This is a genomic window from Streptomyces cyanogenus (genome assembly GCF_017526105.1).
Lineage (GTDB): Bacteria > Actinomycetota > Actinomycetes > Streptomycetales > Streptomycetaceae > Streptomyces > Streptomyces cyanogenus.
Genome location: NZ_CP071839.1, coordinates 5,522,051 through 5,538,687, shown reverse-complemented (window position 1 = coordinate 5,538,687; position 16,637 = coordinate 5,522,051). Strand labels below are relative to the sequence as shown.

At 69.5% G+C, this 16,637-nt stretch carries 15 protein-coding genes; 1 reads left to right on the top strand and 14 read right to left on the bottom strand.

Annotated features, from left to right (window positions below):
- Positions 1 to 8: 8 nt before the first annotated feature.
- From S1361_RS25060 to S1361_RS25035, 6 genes are all read right to left on the bottom strand, one after another.
- Positions 9 to 1,316: an AI-2E family transporter gene (locus S1361_RS25060; RefSeq protein WP_208034017.1), complete on the bottom strand. Its 1,308-nt coding sequence runs from the start codon at positions 1,314 to 1,316 to the stop codon at positions 9 to 11.
- A gap of 151 nt (positions 1,317 to 1,467) precedes the next feature.
- Positions 1,468 to 2,169, bottom strand: a complete 702-nt coding sequence (locus tag S1361_RS25055) for a lysozyme family protein (RefSeq protein ID WP_481906720.1) — start codon at positions 2,167 to 2,169, stop codon at positions 1,468 to 1,470.
- Between the two features lie 399 nt (positions 2,170 to 2,568).
- Complete coding sequence (locus tag S1361_RS25050; RefSeq protein ID WP_208034015.1) at positions 2,569 to 3,894, bottom strand: RNA 5'-3' helicase PhoH2; 1,326 nt, start codon at positions 3,892 to 3,894, stop codon at positions 2,569 to 2,571.
- Positions 3,895 to 4,242: 348 nt separating this feature from the next.
- Positions 4,243 to 5,016, bottom strand: a complete 774-nt coding sequence (locus tag S1361_RS25045) for an isoprenyl transferase (protein WP_208034014.1) — start codon at positions 5,014 to 5,016, stop codon at positions 4,243 to 4,245.
- Between the two features lie 836 nt (positions 5,017 to 5,852).
- Positions 5,853 to 6,674 carry a methyltransferase domain-containing protein gene (locus S1361_RS25040; RefSeq protein ID WP_208034013.1) on the bottom strand — a complete coding sequence of 274 codons (822 nt, stop codon included), beginning with the start codon at positions 6,672 to 6,674 and terminating at the stop codon, positions 5,853 to 5,855.
- A gap of 537 nt (positions 6,675 to 7,211) precedes the next feature.
- Positions 7,212 to 8,081 carry an LLM class flavin-dependent oxidoreductase gene (locus tag S1361_RS25035; RefSeq protein ID WP_208034012.1) on the bottom strand — a complete coding sequence of 290 codons (870 nt, stop codon included), beginning with the start codon at positions 8,079 to 8,081 and terminating at the stop codon, positions 7,212 to 7,214.
- Between the two features lie 92 nt (positions 8,082 to 8,173).
- Between S1361_RS25035 and S1361_RS25030 the strand changes: the two genes are divergently transcribed.
- Positions 8,174 to 8,551 carry a DUF192 domain-containing protein gene (locus S1361_RS25030; protein ID WP_208034011.1) on the top strand — a complete coding sequence of 126 codons (378 nt, stop codon included), beginning with the start codon at positions 8,174 to 8,176 and terminating at the stop codon, positions 8,549 to 8,551.
- Between the two features lie 591 nt (positions 8,552 to 9,142).
- Here S1361_RS25030 and S1361_RS25025 read toward each other — a convergent pair.
- From S1361_RS25025 to S1361_RS24990, 8 genes are all read right to left on the bottom strand, one after another.
- Positions 9,143 to 11,386 (bottom strand): hypothetical protein, encoded by a 2,244-nt coding sequence (locus S1361_RS25025; RefSeq protein WP_208034010.1) that lies wholly within the window; start codon positions 11,384 to 11,386, stop codon positions 9,143 to 9,145.
- A 13-nt stretch (positions 11,387 to 11,399) separates the two neighbouring features.
- Positions 11,400 to 11,894 carry a hypothetical protein gene (locus S1361_RS25020; protein WP_208034009.1) on the bottom strand — a complete coding sequence of 165 codons (495 nt, stop codon included), beginning with the start codon at positions 11,892 to 11,894 and terminating at the stop codon, positions 11,400 to 11,402.
- Positions 11,895 to 12,177: 283 nt separating this feature from the next.
- On the bottom strand, positions 12,178 to 12,801 hold the full coding sequence (locus S1361_RS25015) for an OmpA family protein (protein WP_208034008.1): 624 nt from the start codon (positions 12,799 to 12,801) through the stop codon (positions 12,178 to 12,180).
- 7 nt (positions 12,802 to 12,808) lie between these two features.
- Positions 12,809 to 13,390 carry a hypothetical protein gene (locus tag S1361_RS25010; RefSeq protein WP_208036761.1) on the bottom strand — a complete coding sequence of 194 codons (582 nt, stop codon included), beginning with the start codon at positions 13,388 to 13,390 and terminating at the stop codon, positions 12,809 to 12,811.
- A gap of 34 nt (positions 13,391 to 13,424) precedes the next feature.
- On the bottom strand, positions 13,425 to 14,012 hold the full coding sequence (locus S1361_RS25005; protein WP_208036760.1) for a pilus assembly protein TadG-related protein: 588 nt from the start codon (positions 14,010 to 14,012) through the stop codon (positions 13,425 to 13,427).
- A complete protein-coding gene (locus tag S1361_RS25000; RefSeq protein ID WP_208034007.1) occupies positions 14,012 to 14,242 on the bottom strand; it encodes a hypothetical protein in 231 nt (76 codons plus the stop codon). The genes S1361_RS25005 and S1361_RS25000 overlap by 1 nt, the downstream gene beginning before the upstream one ends.
- Before the next feature lie 125 nt (positions 14,243 to 14,367).
- Positions 14,368 to 15,171: a response regulator gene (locus S1361_RS24995; RefSeq protein WP_425087243.1), complete on the bottom strand. Its 804-nt coding sequence runs from the start codon at positions 15,169 to 15,171 to the stop codon at positions 14,368 to 14,370.
- Positions 15,172 to 15,188: 17 nt separating this feature from the next.
- On the bottom strand, positions 15,189 to 16,637 hold the full coding sequence (locus tag S1361_RS24990) for a sensor histidine kinase (RefSeq protein ID WP_425088058.1): 1,449 nt from the start codon (positions 16,635 to 16,637) through the stop codon (positions 15,189 to 15,191).

The following is a 16,637-nucleotide window of genomic DNA, read 5'->3' as shown; positions in this document are numbered from 1 at the left end:
GACCCCGCTCACCCTTGGTGGGCGGGGTCTTCCACGTTCTCGTCCACCGCCTCGGCAGCGCCGTCCCGCTGGACCTCCAGCGAGTACTGCCGCAGGTACCCGACCACCGTGTTCGTCACCGCCACCAGAGGTACGGCCACCACCGCGCCGCCGATGCCGGCCACCATGCCGCCGGCGGCCACGGTCAGCACGACCGCCAGCGGGTGGACGCGGACCGCGCGGCCGAGGATGAACGGCTGCAGGACGTGCCCCTCGATCTGCTGGACCGCGAGGACGACGGCGAGGGTCATGACAGCGGTGAAGACACCCTGGGTGACCAGGGCCACGATCACCGCCAGCGCGCCGGAGGCGACCGCGCCGACCAGCGGGATGAACGAGAACAGGAAGATGAAGACGGCCAGCGGTACGGCCATCGGCACGTCCAGGAAGTAGATGCCGATGCCGATGAAGATGGCGTCGATGAGGGCGACCAGGACCGTGCCGCGGACGTAGGCGGTCAGGGTGCGCCAGGCGCGCGGGCCGGCGCCGGCCACGCCCGGGCGGGCGGCCGCGGGCACCAGCCTCAGGAACCACTCCCAGATTCGCCTGCCGTCGTAGAGCAGGAAGAGGGTGGAGAAGAACACCAGCAGGATGCCGGTGAGCGCCTCGATGATGACCTGAACGCCCTCCAGGCCCGCGGAGGTGATCTGGTCGGTGTTGGCGCCGATCGCCTCGCGGAGGTTCTTGGCGATCTGGTTGATCTGCTTGTCGGTGACGTGGAAGGGGCTCTTCAGCAGCCAGTCGCGCAGGTCGTCGATGCCGGACTGGATCTGGTTGGAGAGCGTGTCGATGTTCTCCATGACCTGCCAGGTCACGAACCAGCCCATCAGCCCGATGACGACGAAGCCGGAGATGGCGGTGAGCGCGGTGGCCGGGCCGCGCGGCACCCCGCGCCGGGTGAGCCGGGCGACCGTCGGCTGGAGCAGCGCGGTCACCAGCAGAGCGATGACGAAGGCGAACACCACCAGCTGCACGGCGCTGATGACCCGCATCAGCACCCAGACGGTGCCGGCCAGCACCAGCAGCCGCCAGCCGGCCTCGGCGGCGACCCGGACACCCCAGGGCACGGCCTCGGCCGGGTCGGGGCGGCGGCCTGAGGGCGGCGCGGGCCGGCGGACGGGCGGGGCCGCGCCACCGGGTTCGGCCGATCCGGCGCCCTCGGTGAGGCCGGGGTCGTCGGTGTCCTTCTCCACCTCGGCGCGGCGCTCGTCCAGACGCTCGCTCATCTCGGTGAGACCGGCTCCGAGCCGGCCGAGCCAGCCTGGCACTCGCGACATGATCCGTCCTCTTCCCCCGCGTCCCCGGGTGCTCGCCACCACTCCCCCCGGGAGCCGTTCGGATACGACCGTACAGGGCGAAAGCCCCTCCCCTGAGGACGGGGAGGGGCTGCGCAAGGTTGAGAAGGGCCGACCGGATCCGGCGGGGCTCCTAGTACCAGTGGTTGGCCTGCCAGAACGACCAGGCCTGGCACGGGCTGCCGTAGCGGCTGTTCATGTAGTTGAGGCCCCACTTGATCTGCGTGGCCGGGTTGGTCTGCCAGTCGGCGCCGGCAGAGGCCATCTTGGAGCCGGGCAGGGCCTGGAAGAGACCGTAGGCACCGGAGGAGGCGTTCACCGCGCGGTAGTTCCAGCTGGACTCGTGGTCCACGATGTTGCTGAAGCACTGGTACTGGCCGCCGGCCACCATCTGGCGCGCCATCGCCTGGATCTGCGCCACGGTGTAGCTGCTCTGGGTCGGGAAGCTGGAGGAGTCGCGGACGTCGGTGCCACGGCTGGCCGCGGCCTTCGCCTCGGCGCGCTCCTTGGCCTCCTTGGCGGCCTCCTTCTCGGCGGCCTCCTTCTTCGCGATCGCGGTCTCGGCGGCTGCCTTGCGGGCGGCTTCCTCGGCGTCCTTCTTGGCGCTCACGTCCGCGGCGATGGCCTGGGCGTCGGCCTGCTGCGTCAGGGAGGCGGCCTGCACCTGCGCCTGCTGACCCGCGGGAATGTCCGCGAGGAGCGTGGTGTCGGCTGCCGTCGCCTCGGCGTCGTTGGTCTGCGCGGTGCTGCCCGAGGCAACGCCGACGACGCTTCCGACAGCGGTGACCGCGGTGGCCGAGGCCACTGCGAATCCCCGGACCGAAATCCGGCTCACACGGTTTCCTTCCAGCATCGCCCGCTTCGGTGACCCTGGCGGACGCAATCGTGCCCCTGACACTGGCCTCCCAACTGCGGGGTCACGGGAGGCGCGGGCCCGGTGGGCAACTCCCCCGAAGGGAGCGCCGCGTGGTGCTCGGGCGGCATACGACGAACTCTATGGAGTTGGTGGTACTCAGGTGGCGCCGTACCGCTGGGGGTACAGCTGTGTCGTATGCGGGGCCTGACAGGAACGAGACTCTGCCGTAACCGGACGCCGCGTGGCAATTCTGTGTTGCGTGTGAAAGCTCACATCCCGTTTGCTCCCACGGATTTCAGGAAAGCCCCACGCACGAAGGCGCCGCCCGGCTAGGCTCGTGGCCTTTGCCGGACGGCGCCAACCGTCGTCACTTTCCTGTCAGATGTGGCCGTCCTCCAGCATTTCGGTCACAAGGGCGGCAATCTGGGACCTCTCGGACCGCGTCAGCGTGACGTGCGCGAAGAGGGGGTGCCCCTTCAGCTTCTCCACGACGGCGACCACTCCGTCGTAGCGGCCTACGCGCAGATTGTCCCGCTGTGCCACGTCATGGGTCAGAACGACCCGCGAGTTGGCGCCGATCCGGGACAGCACGGTCAGCAGCACGTTCTTCTCGAGGGACTGCGCCTCGTCCACGATCACGAACGCGTCGTGCAGCGAGCGTCCGCGGATGTGGGTGAGCGGGAGCACCTCCAGCATCCCGCGCGCGGTGACCTCCTCGATGACCTCGCGGCTGGTGACCGCCGAGAGGGTGTCGAAGACGGCCTGCGCCCACGGGCTCATCTTCTCCGCCTCGGTGCCCGGCAGATAGCCCAGCTCCTGCCCGCCGACGGCGTACAGCGGCCGGAAGACCATCACCTTCTGGTGCTGGCGGCGCTCCAGGACCGCCTCCAGGCCCGCGCACAGCGCCAGCGCCGACTTGCCGGTGCCGGCCCGGCCGCCCATCGAGACGATGCCGACGTCCGGGTCGAGCAGCAGGTCGAGCGCGATGCGCTGCTCGGCGCTGCGGCCCTTGATGCCGAACGCCTCCCGGTCGCCGCGCACCAGCTTGACGTTGCCCTCGGCGGTGACCCGGCCGAGCGCCTTGCCGCGCTCGGACTGGAGGGTCAGCCCGGTGTGCACGGGGAGGTCGGCCGCCTCCGGGACGTACACGTGTCCTTCCTCGAAGAGGATGTCCACCTGCTCACCCGGAAGGGTGAGTTCGGTCATCCCGGTCCAGCCGGAGTTCTCCGTGATGGCGAGCTCGGCCCGGTACTCCTCGGCGAGGAGGCCGACCGAGGACGCCTTGATCCTGAGCGGCAGGTCCTTCGACACGACGGTGACGTCGAACCCCTCGGCCTGCAGGTTGCGGGCCACCGCGAGGATGCGGGAGTCGTTGTCCCCCAGGCGGTAGCCGGTGGGCAGCACGCTGGGGTCCGAGTGGTTGAGCTCGACACGGATCGTGCCGCCGAGGTCCCCGATCGGGATGGGGGCGTCGAGACGGCCGTACCGGACCCGGTAGTCGTCGAGCAGGCGCAGGGCCTGCCGGGCGAAGTAGCCGAGTTCGGGATGGTGCCGCTTGGCCTCCAGTTCCGTGACCACCACGATGGGGAGCACGACCTCGTGCTCGTCGAAGCGGGTCAGGGCGTTCGGGTCGGCCAGCAGGACGCTGGTGTCGAGAACATACGTGCGCCGGTCTGGCAGATGGCGCTTTGTGCTGGTCACCACGGAAGGACGTACCCCCTCGGATGAGGTCGGGGAGCGACGAAGTGATCCTGGACCGGTGTCTGGCCCCCGCGCACGACGGGCCATGGACCGGCCCCTCGCGGCTGCTTCCGTGCTGTGACCGCACAGTCGGGCTGGTGCAAAGGGCCTCCCGGGCGGACGGCCCCGTGCCGCCCGCTGAGATCCGACGCCCGTGGTTCGGGTGTCGACCTGCTTGGCTTATGCCCTCGAACATGCGCCGCCATGCAAATGCGGCCAACAGCGCGCCGGTGAACTCCTCGTTACATCTCCGCCGAGCGGGGTATACGACAACGCCCCGTCACCGGGCGGCGACGGGGCAGGGCCGGGGGTTCAGCCGCCGTAGCGGCGGTGACGTGCGGCGTAGTCGCGCAGCGCACGCAGGAAGTCCACCTTCCGGAACGCCGGCCAGAAGACCTCGCAGAAGTAGTACTCCGAGTGAGCGGTCTGCCAGAGCATGAATCCGGACAACCGCTGTTCGCCGCTGGTGCGGATCACCAGGTCCGGATCGGGCTGGGCCCCGGTGTAGAGGTGACGCCCGATCATGTCGATGTCGACCGACTCGGCGAGTTCCTCCATCGGCACGCCCTTGTCGTGCGCGTCGAGCAGCATGGAGCGCACGGCGTCGGCGATCTCCTGCCGGCCGCCGTAGCCGATGGCCACGTTGACGGTTATCCCGTCGATGTGGGCGGTGGCCTCCTGGGCCTCCTTCAACGCCGTCTGCATCTGCGCGGGCAGCAGGTCGAGCGTGCCGACGTGGTGCACCCGCCAGCGGCCGTCGGCGGCGAGGGTGCGTACGACGTCCTCGATGATGCCGAGCAGGGGGACGAGTTCCTCCTGCGGCCGGTCGAAGTTGTCGGTGGACAGCAGCCACAGGGTGACGACCTCGACGTCGGTCTCGCTGCACCAGCCGAGGAACTCCTCGATCTTCTCGGCACCGGCCCGGTGCCCGTGGACGGTGCTGGAGCCGGACGCCTTCGCCCAGCGGCGGTTGCCGTCCATGATGACGCCGATGTGCTTGGGCACCTGAGCGTGGTCCAGGTGACCTTCCACCCGGCGTGCGTAGAGCCTGACGAGCAGGCCGCGCAGCTTGTCGCGCAGGTTCACGTGACCCTCCGGGGGTTGGGCGCGGGGTAGGGGTGCCGGAGCCGTTGAGCCTACCGCTGTTCGGGACTTGGTTCCGGCACGGGGCTTTCACGGGGCGGGGCGGAACCCGGCTCGCGGCGGGCCGGGCGGGGCCGTACGGGCCGGTCCGGGCCGGTGCCGGCCGATTGCGGAACGGTTCCGGGCCGCTTCCGGCGGGTGCCTCCCGGCCTCGCCCACACGGCCGAGCGTCAGGCCGGACGCGGACCACCCCCCTTCCCTGGGGACGCCCATCGGCGGCGCGGGGTTCCCGGCCGCCACCGCAAAAAAACGGGCCGGTCCGTGGGGGGGAGACGGACCGGCCCGAGGGGGGGTTTCCACCATAACCCTTCGTAAGGGATGGTGGGTGCATCGGCGTGCCACAACTACTCTCCGGAATCATCCGGCAACGCCACGGTGGCCATGGAACCTGGGATTCAGGGGCGTCCGCTGGGCGATTCACAGCGGAATCACAGGAAAAACCGCTCGGATAGCTATGGATTCACAAGGATTAGGCCATCTTGTGGGGGCATCGGCGAGTTGCCCCGTATCCCTCCGACGGGCGACGCCGTCAGCGAACGGTGGACTTGACGGTTCCGCTATGCCGCCAGCGGAAGATCATCCGGTTTCACGGCACCGCGCAGCCCCCTCCACTGCGCGGTGCCGCCCGCGCAGCTTTGCTCACGCGAATTACCTTGGTCTGAACTTACGTGACCGGTGGGGCTCATGTGAAACCACGGTCGATAACAATGTGGAAACCGTGGATGAACTCCCGGCAGATTCTCGCCGAACTCGGCTCGCCCGCCCCGCTCACGGCCAGGTCAGCCGCCGTGCCAGCCGCCCGGTCGGCCTTCCGGCTCGCGTTCCGGCTTGCGTACGTCGAAGAGGTGCCGGGCGCTGTGCGCGACGAACGGCCCCTCCTTCTCGATCCGCTCGTGCAGCGACCGCAGCTGCGGCTCGTACGCCTCGACGGTGAAGCCCGGGACCATCCAGACCACCTTGCGCAGGAAGTGGACAACGGCGGCGATGTCGTGGAACTCCATCCGCAGCCGCTCCGCCCGCAGCCCGGCCACCTCCAGGCCCGCCGCCTCGGCGTCGGCCCGCTCCCGCTCCGGATCGCGGGCGCCGCGCACCTCCTGCGGCTGCGGCCCGAGGAAGTACTCGACCAGCTCGAAGACGCTTGCGGGCCCCACGTGCTGGGCGAAGTAGCTGCTGCCGGGCCGCAGCACCCGGGCGATCTCGTCCCAGTGCGGGCGCACCGGATGCCGGCTGAGCACCAGGTCGAACGCCTCGTCCGCGAACGGCAGCGGCGCGTCGCCCGGGGCGGCGACCACCACGACGCCGCGGGGGCGCAGCAGCGCCGTGGCCTTCGCCACGTTCGGCGGCCATCCCTCGGTCGCCGCCACCAGCACCGGCCGGGCCGGTTCCGCCCAGCCCAGCGCGAAGTCCAGCGCCTCCCCGCCACCGGTCTGGATGTCGAGCACGGCCCCGGCACGGGCCAGCCGCCCCGCCGCGGACCGGGCGTACCCCCACGACGGGCGCGCCTCGGTGGCCCGCCCCTCGAACCACGAGAAGTCCCACCCCTCGGTCGGCACGGCAACGCCCTCGGCCACGAGGTCCTCGAAGGTGCGGTGCGCAGTCATACGGCCATGCTCGCAGGGGTGCCGCGGAGGCTGCCGCCGTTTTCCCGCGGGGCGCGACCGCCGTGGCTCGCGGGCCCCGGCGGTCGGGGCTCGCCGGCCGGGCCCCGGCGGTCGGGGCGGTCGGCCGCGGCTGCCGGCCAGGGGACGTGAACCGGGGTGGTCGCCCGGGCGGTCGGCCGGTCGAGGAGACCGGCGCCCAGGCGACGCCGCGCCTGCCGGCCGGCGGGCGGAGACCGTCCGGGCGCTCGGGCCGTCGAGGAAGCCACGCCCAACCGGCACCACCTCTCCCGGCCGACGGGCGTAGGCCGTCCGGGCGGTCGGAGCCACCCAGGAGACCGGCGCCCAGGCGACGCCGCGCCTGCCGACCTGCGGGAGACGGCCGTCCGGGCGCCCGGGCCATCGAGGAAGCCACACCCAACCGACGCCACCTCTCCCGGCCGGCGGGCGGAGACCATCCGGGCGCTTGGGCCGGACGAGGAGGCCGGCGCCCAGACGGCGCCGCGTCTGTCGGCGGCGGGGCCGTGGCCGGCGCTCCGCTCAGGGCACCAAGGGCCGGACCTCCTGCGCGGCGAAGCGCACGAAGCCCTCCGGATCGGGCTCGTCCGCCGTCGGCTGCAGGACGACGGTGTCCGCGCCGGCCTCGGCCAGCCGCCGCACCGCCCCGGCCACCGCGCCCGCGTCCCCGGCCACCCCGACGTCCGCCGACGCCAGCCCCTCGGCGGCGAGTTCCGTGCGCAGCCGGGTCTCGGCGCCGGCCCCCGTGGCGGCCAGGAGATACACGACGACCCGGTGCGATCCGCCGCGACCGGCCGACCGGCGCCCCTCCTCCACGAGCTTGCGGGCCCGCCGTACGCCGTCCACCGAGGTGGCGGCGGTGAGGAGGGTGCCGTCGGCCTTCTCGCCGGAGAGCCGGAGCGTACGGGGTCCGGTGCCGCCCGCGAGGATGTCGACCGGGTGCTGCGGGGGCCAGTCGAGGGCCACGTCGTCCAACTGGACGTACCGCCCGCGGACGGTGAGGCGCTCCCCGCGCAGCAGGGCGCGCATGGCGTCGAGGTGTTCGCCGAGGAGGCCGAGCGGGGAGGCGGCCCGGGCGCCGACCTGCCCCATCCAGTCCTGCACCCCGTGGCCCAGGGTCAGCATGGGCCGGCCGGGGAACATGCGCTCCAGCGAGGCGGCCTCCATGGCGGTGACGGCGACGTTCCTGAGCGGCACGGGCAGCAGCCCGATGCCGACGCGCACCCGCTCGGTCCAGGCGAGCGCGGCGGCGGCCGTGGACACCCCGCCCTCCAGGAAGCAGTCCTCCCACAGCCACAGTTCTTCGAGTCCCGCGGCGTCCGCTTCCCGAGCGACGGCCCGCAGCCGCTCGGGAGGAAGCTGGGGACGGAATACGACACCGAGTCCTGTCATGGCGCCCTTCCTAGTGGGGAGGACGGCAAAGGACAACGCAATTACCGATTCGGCGAGTTGACGGCCACGGACACGGAAGCGGAGGGCAGGGCATGGGGCGCTGGCGGGACGGACGGGGGCGGCTGCTCGTGCGTACGGACTCCGGGGCGGAGCTCGGTGCCCCGGTCCCCCTGGAGATCTCGGCCTCCTACCGGGCCCGCACCAAGGGCCTGCTCGGCCGGGACTCGATCGACGGGGCGATGCTGCTGTCGCCGGCGAGCGGGGTGCACACGTTCGGCATGCGGATCCCGATCGACGTCGCGTACCTCGACCACCGCCTCACCGTCATCGCCGTCCGCACGATGAGGCCGGGCCGACTCGGCCTGCCTCGACTGCGGGCACGGCACGTGCTGGAGGCGGAGGCGGGGGCGATGGCGGGGTGGGGGCTGGGTGTGGGCGCTCAGGTCGCCGTCGAGGTCGACGGGGGGTGACCTGTGCGCATGACACCGACCCTCAGCTGAAACTCTTACCGCTTTTGCAGGTGTCCGTACTTTCGACGGCCTTCGTGAAGGCGGTGATCAGTCGCCGCATAGCGTCGGCATCCTGGTGGCTGGAGGACTCCATTTGGACTGCAGTGAAAATGTGGCTCCCTGGTAGCTTTTTGTGCGTGCACCGACGTGTCCTCCCGAACGCCTCCCAGCCTGAGTAGAGGAACCTCCCGCCCTCGGCTTCGTGATCGAGCCGGGAGTCTGCCTGCCCACCCACAAAATAAGCCGTGCTGCTGCTGGTCAACCACATCTGCCTGAAACCCACTGCCCGATGGGAGTCGACGCGGACCTGGCAGACCCACGACAAAGAGTCCGGCATACGTTTGTCAATGACCAATTTCCTGCCAGAGGGCATGAAAGGCGCCAGCTCGTCACGATCGACCGGAATCCCGCAAAAGGAGCCCGGGACCGCGTACTCACGCTTTTCCTTGTGGCCACCACAGCCGGAAAGGGAAACCAGCGCCGCAGTCACCGCAGCGACAGGAGCGAGTACTTTCGATCGAAAAAGGGGGGTGTTCAATGACTCTCCTTCGTTCACCCCGGAATGTCCGCGGTGCTGCCCGGTGTCTGGCCGTGAACAACAGCCCACGCATTCTGGTAGCCCTGGTGTGCCGAATTTCCCGCGTACGTCACCAGGTCCGGGCTCAGGTGATAGCGCTTCACTGCCTGCTCTGCCGCACGCTGCGCGTATGCGGCGTTGCGATGCAGGCCGTGGTCCCAGACCTTCCCTTCGTCCTCCTGGGCGTCATCCGCCGCCGAACCCTCGACATCCTGGAACAGCCACTGCAGGGCCGCGCCTGTCGCGGTGCCTGCTGCTCCGCCGACGACTGCGCCGGCCGCGGGAGAGCCGATGAATGACGTGCCTACGCCGACGACCGTACCGATACCGCCGGAGGCCAGGTTCTGGTACTGGGCGACAGCGTGGTCGAAGGAATCGTCCTTCCCCTTGGCCACGCTTCCGATGGCCTCCATGCGGGCTTGGCTGAGGACCCCGGAGACCTCGCCGCTCCTCTCCGCGACGGTCTGGACGAGAAGCTTCTGATCGCTGGTGAAGCGGTGGTCGGCGGACAGGTCGGGGTCCAAGTGGTACTGCAACAGGTTCGACAGGTAGGCCTTTTGGCCCACTTCGACGGCAGCGTATCCCTGCGGATTCTGACCCACGGCGAACAGGAACTTGTTCACGTCACGGCCATCGAGATGGGCCGCGGAGCCATCGATGGGGTAGAGCAGGTCCTTGTGCGGCAAGTCGCTGTTGGCCCGGTTGATGTCCGGCAGATATTCGGAGGCGATCTGGCCCATGCTGTCCGACATGTAGCCGCGGTCGGTGAGGAGTTCCTGTTTGTCCGCCGTGGCGGCGACGATCTCCTCGAACAGCTTGGTCTGGGCGCTGGTGTGTGCCGGGGTGTCGGTCGTGGGCATCTCACCCGCCGGGTGGCCCGTGGTTGCCGCCTCCAGGGCCTGGGCCAGGTAGTTCTGGCCGGCGATGCTCTGGACATCGTTGGTGTCATGGATGTCCATCGGCCAGTTCCGCTGCTTGAAGAGATAGTCGAAGTTGGAGACGGCCTTCTTGTGGTCGCCGTCCTTCGGGATGAAGTCGTCGCTGAAGAAGTCCGTCGCGGCCGTGGGGTTGTTCGCCAGGCCCTTCAGGTATCCGTTGAGAGGGTCCCAGCCGCCGTCGCTGCCCTCGTAGTTGAGCCGGGGGCAGATGTTCGCCTGCCAGGCCACGTTCTCGCCGTCGTGCGTATAGAACCGCTCGGTTTTCATCAGCGCGCGGCCGTAATCGGTCATGAACCGGTCGTCGAAGTCGCCGTTTCGCATCAGGTTGCTCATCACCTGGAAGCCCAGCACGTCGCCGTGGGTACCGACGGGCTTGTTGCCCGAGCTGATGACCTGCTGTTTCCACGCCTCCATGCCCGCACTGTCCGACTGGCTCGCGGTGGCCAGGGTCAGGCTCAGGTTCTTCTGCAGCTCGGCGTACTTGTATCCGCGGTCGTAGGCCATGTGCGCGCCCTCGCGGTCGTCGTTGAGACCGAGCCAGAACCTTTCCGTCCCCTGGGCACCCAGCCGCTCGGCGAACTCCTCGGCGAACAGCGGGTCGTCGTGGTACTGCTTCAGGCCGGCGTCGATCTCGTCGAAGTCCTTGGCAGTCAGCTTCCGCGGATCCTTCCGCGCCAGCTTCGCCAGCCTGTCGGCCTCCTCTACGGCCTTCACCGCCTGGTCACGGTCCTCGTAGACGGCGCCGGAGAAGCCGTACCTGCTTTCGTCGACGAGTGCCATGAGGACGTCGGTCGCGGTGCCGTCGCTCTTCGCGGCGTTGTCGAGGATCTTCTGCACCTCGTCGCGCAGGTGTTCCTCGTCCGTGACGCTGTGATCGGAGATCTCGGTGCCGTGTCCGGCGCGGTCGGGATGGACGGCCATGGTGACGATGAAGCCGCCGTCGCCGGACGGCATCACGGTCAGGTTCTTCTTGCGGCCGTTCTCGACGGCTTGGTGCAGTTGCTCCTTGTAGTGCTTCAGCTCGTTCCGGGTGTCCTGGAGGATCTTGTGGATGGAGGACGCCTCCTTGGTGGCGTCCTCGAACTCGCCGGCGGTCTTGCCGATGAACTCCTTGGAGACGGCTGCGTTGACGCCGTGCCAGTCGGCCTTGACCGCCTTGTCGTGCAGCCCGTCCTTCGCCTGCTTCTGCAGCTCCGTCAGGTTGCGGACGAGCAGGCCCCAGTCGTCGACTGCGTCGTCGAGCTGCTTGAAGTTGGCTTGGTAGAGGTCTTCGAACTTCACTCGGCGGCCTCGCTCAGTCCTTCTTCTTGGGGTAGTAGACCGGGTTCTTCCTGCCCGGCTCTCCCGCGCGGTCGTCGAACCCGGCGTCCAAGGTGTCGATGCTGCTCATCTGTCGACCGATGTAGCCGTCGTCACCGGAGTGGATCTTCTTGGTCACGTGCATGTGGTTGGAGATCTGGGCGCACGCGTCCAGCAACGACTTCAGCTGGTCGTCCCAGCGTTGCGCGACGTGCTTCAGTCCCTTGCCCAGGGTGAAGCCCTGTTTCGTCAGGTCACCGGCGGCGGACTCGCTCGTCGACTGTGCCACCCGGGCCTTGTTCCACAGCTGGTCGTAGAGCGAGTGAGCCTCTTTGCCGATCGCCGCCAGGTCGCTGTTGCTGACCTTGAGGTCACCGTAGGTGCTCTGGCCGCCTCCACCGACCGGGTCGGCCAGGTGGTTGAGCTGCATGCGTGTGGCTCCGTCCGACTTCGCGTCGGCTTTGAGCTGTTCCCACTCGTCCCACGCCATGTCAGGGCGTCCCCCCGTTGTTCCTGCCTTCGTGCGGCCGACTCCCGTGGCCGGCACCTGTGGCACAGCCACCTACCGGCCGGCGGGCACTGCCGTACCGGCAGCCATCGCGCTGTCGAGCACGGCAATTTTACGCAGCAGCACCATAGTTGCCGCCTTGGGGGTTCACGGCACCGCCCACGCCGTGGCGTCGCGCAGCTGACCGGAAAACGCCCCTGACGCCCTTCCCATACGGGATCCGGCGGGCCAGGGTGCGACAGTGCTCCGCGCCGAAGCGGTGCGGTCACTGCCGGGTGCGCGGGAACGTCACCTCCACACGGCGGTTCTTTCGCCGGCCCTCCTCGGTGGAGTTGTCGGCGATCGGGTACTGCTCGCCGTAGCCGCGGACGTCGAAGGTGACGGAGGGGCTGTTCAGGTCCTGGTCGAGTACGGCCTGTACGGCGTTGGCGCGCTCCTTGGAGAGGGTGTCGCCGTGGGCGGAGGAACCGAGGTTGTCGGTGAAGCCGAAGACGCGGACCCGGGTCGCGTGCTGCTTCCTGATCTCCTCGGCGATGGTGGCGATGCGGGACTTGGCCTCCGCGCTGATCCTGGCGCTGTCCTTGCCGAACAGCACCTCGGCCTGGAGGGCGAAGGTCACGTCGGCGTTGGTGTCCTCACGGCGCTCGTCCCCGCTCTGGTCCTCCACGACCGACTTGATGTCCAGCACCTTGGCCGCGGCCAGCGTGGCCCCCTCCGGAAGCTTCAGATCCGGATCCGTGGGGTCGACTGTCACCGGGGCGGTGGCGGAGGGTTCGGTACCGGGGGGTTCACTGGGCCCGCCACCGTCGGCCACGGCGGTCGCCGCGGGCAGTTGCACGGCGATCAGCAGGGCGGCACAGGTGAGGACGAGCCGGGGTGTGGTGGTCACTTGGGCCTCACCCGGAGATCTTGATGGGGGCGCTGGCGAAGGTGGGCAACTGGAAGCTGACTTCCGTCGTGCCGGCCGGTGGTGCGGGGAACTGCATGAAAACGGGAACCGTGTCCCCCGCTCTGACGGACTGGACGCCGATCGTGGTCAAAGGACGCCCGTCGGTGTCCCGCAGCACGTAGTAACGCTTCTTCGCCTTCGAATCCACAAGTGTGGCTCCACCGAAGGACTGCCCGTTCTTCATGATCTCTGTCTCGTTGCCGGTCAGCTGCGACGACAGAACGGCGTCCTTGCTGCCGTCATTCTTGAGCTGCGCGTTGATCGTGACGAACCCGCCCGGATCGCGCTGGGCAGACGTGATCTGCAGCATCAGCCCGTCAGGCCCGCGCAGTTCAGCCAGCGGTTGCGCGGACTGCCCCTCTTGGGGGCTCTCTTGAGAACCGCCGCTCTTCGAGGAGGATGAAGAAGCGTTCGGCTTCTTGTCATCGGTGTCTCCACCGCCACAACCGGCCACACCGACGGCCAAGCCGACAGCAACGGCCAGGGCGACCATTCCCCTGCGAGCCTTCGCAGTGAACCGCATGCTCATCGCACTGCTTCCCTTTTCCATCGTCGTCCGCTTGTCAGCCGGCGGCCAGGTGAACATCGAAGAGGTCCTCGGGCGCGGGGAGAGTCGCTTCGTCATCCGGGTCCAGCTTCCACGGCTTGCCGCCACAGGTGAGTTCGGGCAATTCATCGTCCCCACCGGGCTCGTCAGGGAACGAGCAGCGCGGTTCGATCACGGCCGTGGCGGAAGCCGTCGAGTGGACGTCCTCCGTCCCCGGGACTACGGAATCCCCTACCGGCTTGTTCGTCTTGATCTCGACCGTGTACCGGAGAAGCTGCCAATTGCAGCCATTCAGCGTGGCGTCGTTCTGCGTCGCGAGTTGCTCCGCACGCGCGCACGGGTTGTCGACAGGCACGTTGCCCTCGAAGATGTCCCGCCACTTGGCCGGTTCGAGCAGAGCGGCGGCCCATGCGTCCGCAAGCTGCTTGCGCCCGTTCTGAGCCGCGGCCAGCACCGCTGCGTCGGCAGCCGTCTGCGCACCGCCCCGGTTCACTGCGGCCTGACCTACCGCAAGGTAGGCGAACGCAAGAAAGAGCAGGCCCGCCACCACCGTGATGTAGATGGGGAAGGCCTGCCCGGAGTCGCCGTTTGCGCGGCGGCGGATCAGGTGATCTCCGTGATCTTTGACTTGATCTTGTCGAGGATCGTCTTGCCGATGTCCGTACCCGTGATCGCCAGAACGATCGCAACCACCACCGCGATAATGCCCAGGTACTCCACCGCAGTCTGCCCACGGTCGCCACCACGACGCCGCATCGCCTCGGCCGTCGTGTTCCTCCACCCGTTCAGGCGAACCTTGGTCGCCACAGCTGTCTTCAGCAAAAGATCGCTCACGGTGCTCCCCTCCGGGACTGCTTTCGACCGACGAACCGTAGAGCGCTCCCACGGACAGGGTAGAGGGCCCAAGGACCCAACCCCAGGCCCATTTGCCCGGCGTGCTGCTCCCCCGGCCGTGCATATCAGGCCACCCCCAGCCACTTGGCCGTCGCCTGGGACCTCGTCGTGGTGTGGAGCTTGGCGAAGATGCGGTTGATGTGGTTCTTGACCGTCTTCTCGCTGATGAAGCAGGCGGCGGCGATCTGCTGGTTGGTCATGCCGGACGCGATGAGGTCCATGATCTCCGCCTCCCTCGTACTCAGCCGGAACCGTGACCGGAACGAATGTCCCATAGATGGTTGCACATGCGAAAGTGGGGGAGGGGTGGAATCCGCCGAAAAGACGGGGGGTTGGACAGGGGTGTGTGCAGGTGCACTGCTGCGTAAGTCGTGCAGCAACGCCCTCGCCGCCCCGGGGGTCACATGCGGCCGCCCCTCCCGGACATCCCGCACCGCCCGCACCAACTGCTCCGTCGTGAACTCGCCGTGCACCAGATATCCCCCCGCTCCCAGCCGCAGCGCCTCCCGCACGGTCTCCGTCTCGTGGCTGTAGGTGAGCATCATGACGGGGGCCAGCCCCACCAGGTGGGGCAACGCGGAGATTCCGTCGACCCCGGGCATGCGGACGTCGAGGAGGATGACATCGGGCCGGTGCCGGACCGCCGCCTCGTACGCCTCGCGGCCGTCCCGCGCCTCCGCCACGACCGTGGTGTCCGCACGGCCCGACAGCAGGGCGGTCAGACCGGCGCGGACCACGGGGTTGTCGTCGGCGACCAGCAGCCGCAACGGCGGGGGCGCGGGCGCCGGCGGCGGGAACTCGGGTCGGGGGGCGGCACCGTGTGACGCTCCTGGTGGATCCGGTGCATGGGGTGGCATTGCCGGGCGCATGGTCCTCCTCTCGGGTTTCAGTGGTCAGGGACCGGCAGCGGGATGTCCAGGCGTACCTCCGTGCCCCGTTCGTGTCCGCCCTTCCCGATGCGGATACGGGCGCCGGCCTGCGCGGCCCGTTCCACCATGCCGAGCAGGCCGAAGTGACCGCGGTCGCGGAGTTTTTCGAGGCTCGTGCCGGGTGGGAGGCCGGTGCCGTCGTCGTGGATCGTCAGGCGCAGCAGGTGGCCGTCGACGGCCGCCCGTACGTCCACACGGGTGGCGGAGGCGTGCCGGTGGGCGTTCTCCAGCGCCTCGGTGGCGATGGCGAGGACGTGGCGGGCCGAGGCGGGCGGCAGCGGCGGGAGGGAGGATACGGGGACGTCCGTGTTCACCCGCAGGCCCGTGCGCCTCGTGAAGTCCGCCGCGCGGCAGGACAGTTCCTGCCAGAACGGGGGCTGTTCCGGCGCGTCCGGCTGGTCCCGTCGTAGGTCGGTCAGCAGTTCCCGGGACTCCGCCGCCGCCCTGCGCGCCGAGCGGGAGACCAGTTCGGCCTGTTCCCTGATGCGGGCCGGGTCGGGGGCAGTGGCCGAGGCCGTGGTGGCCAGGCCGTCCGCCGCCAGGGCCACGCCGTACAGGGTCTTGGCCACGGAGTCGTGCATCTCGCGGGCCAGCCGGGCACGTTCCGCGCTCACCGCCTCCGCCGCCGCGAGGCGGGCCTGGACCGTCGTCAGGGCCTGGGTCGCGGCGCCGAAGCGGAGCATCAGGTTGCGCAGGGTCGAGCCCATGGCGCCGGCGATGACGCACAGGCCCGGCAGGAGCAGGGACTCGGCCACCGGCGCGTGCTGGTCGGCCTTCAGCGTGGCGTGGACCAGGAGGAGGATCAGGGACTGGAGGGAGGCGAAGCAGGCGGCGCCGCGCCAGCTGTAGACCAGGCCGGCCAGGAGCGGGGTGCACACGCTGACGTAGGCCAGGGTGGTGTCCGGGCCCGCCGAGATCAGCAGGAAGGAGCCGAAGAGGGTGTCGGCGGCCAGCAGGCTGGGGTGGCGCAGGAGGAGGGGTCCGAAGCGTTCCCAGTCGCGGAAGAGGACGTAGGACACCATGAAGGTGACGACCACGGCCGCGCCGACCAGGCGGGCGCCCAGGCCGGGGGCCGCGTTGAGCAGGGCCGCGGGGGCCGACAGGACGATCATCGCCAGACGGAAGCCGAAGACCTGCCGGCACATCGCCTGCAGGGCCCGGATCTGGAGCTTCTCGGAGGGCTCGGCCAACGGGGCGGTCACGTCCGGGACGTCCGGCGGGCTCTCCGTCCCGGCACGGCCCGCCTCACCACCGGCCCTTCCGCCTCCGGCCCCGTCCCTCCTTTCCCTCCGCTCCGTCTCTTCCCTCTGCACTCCGTCTCTTCGTCCCGCCGCCCGCAGCCACCCCCCGAGACGCACGCGGGCTCCCCTCCGTCCCCCCTTTCCCGTCAGCGCCGTCACCGTCAC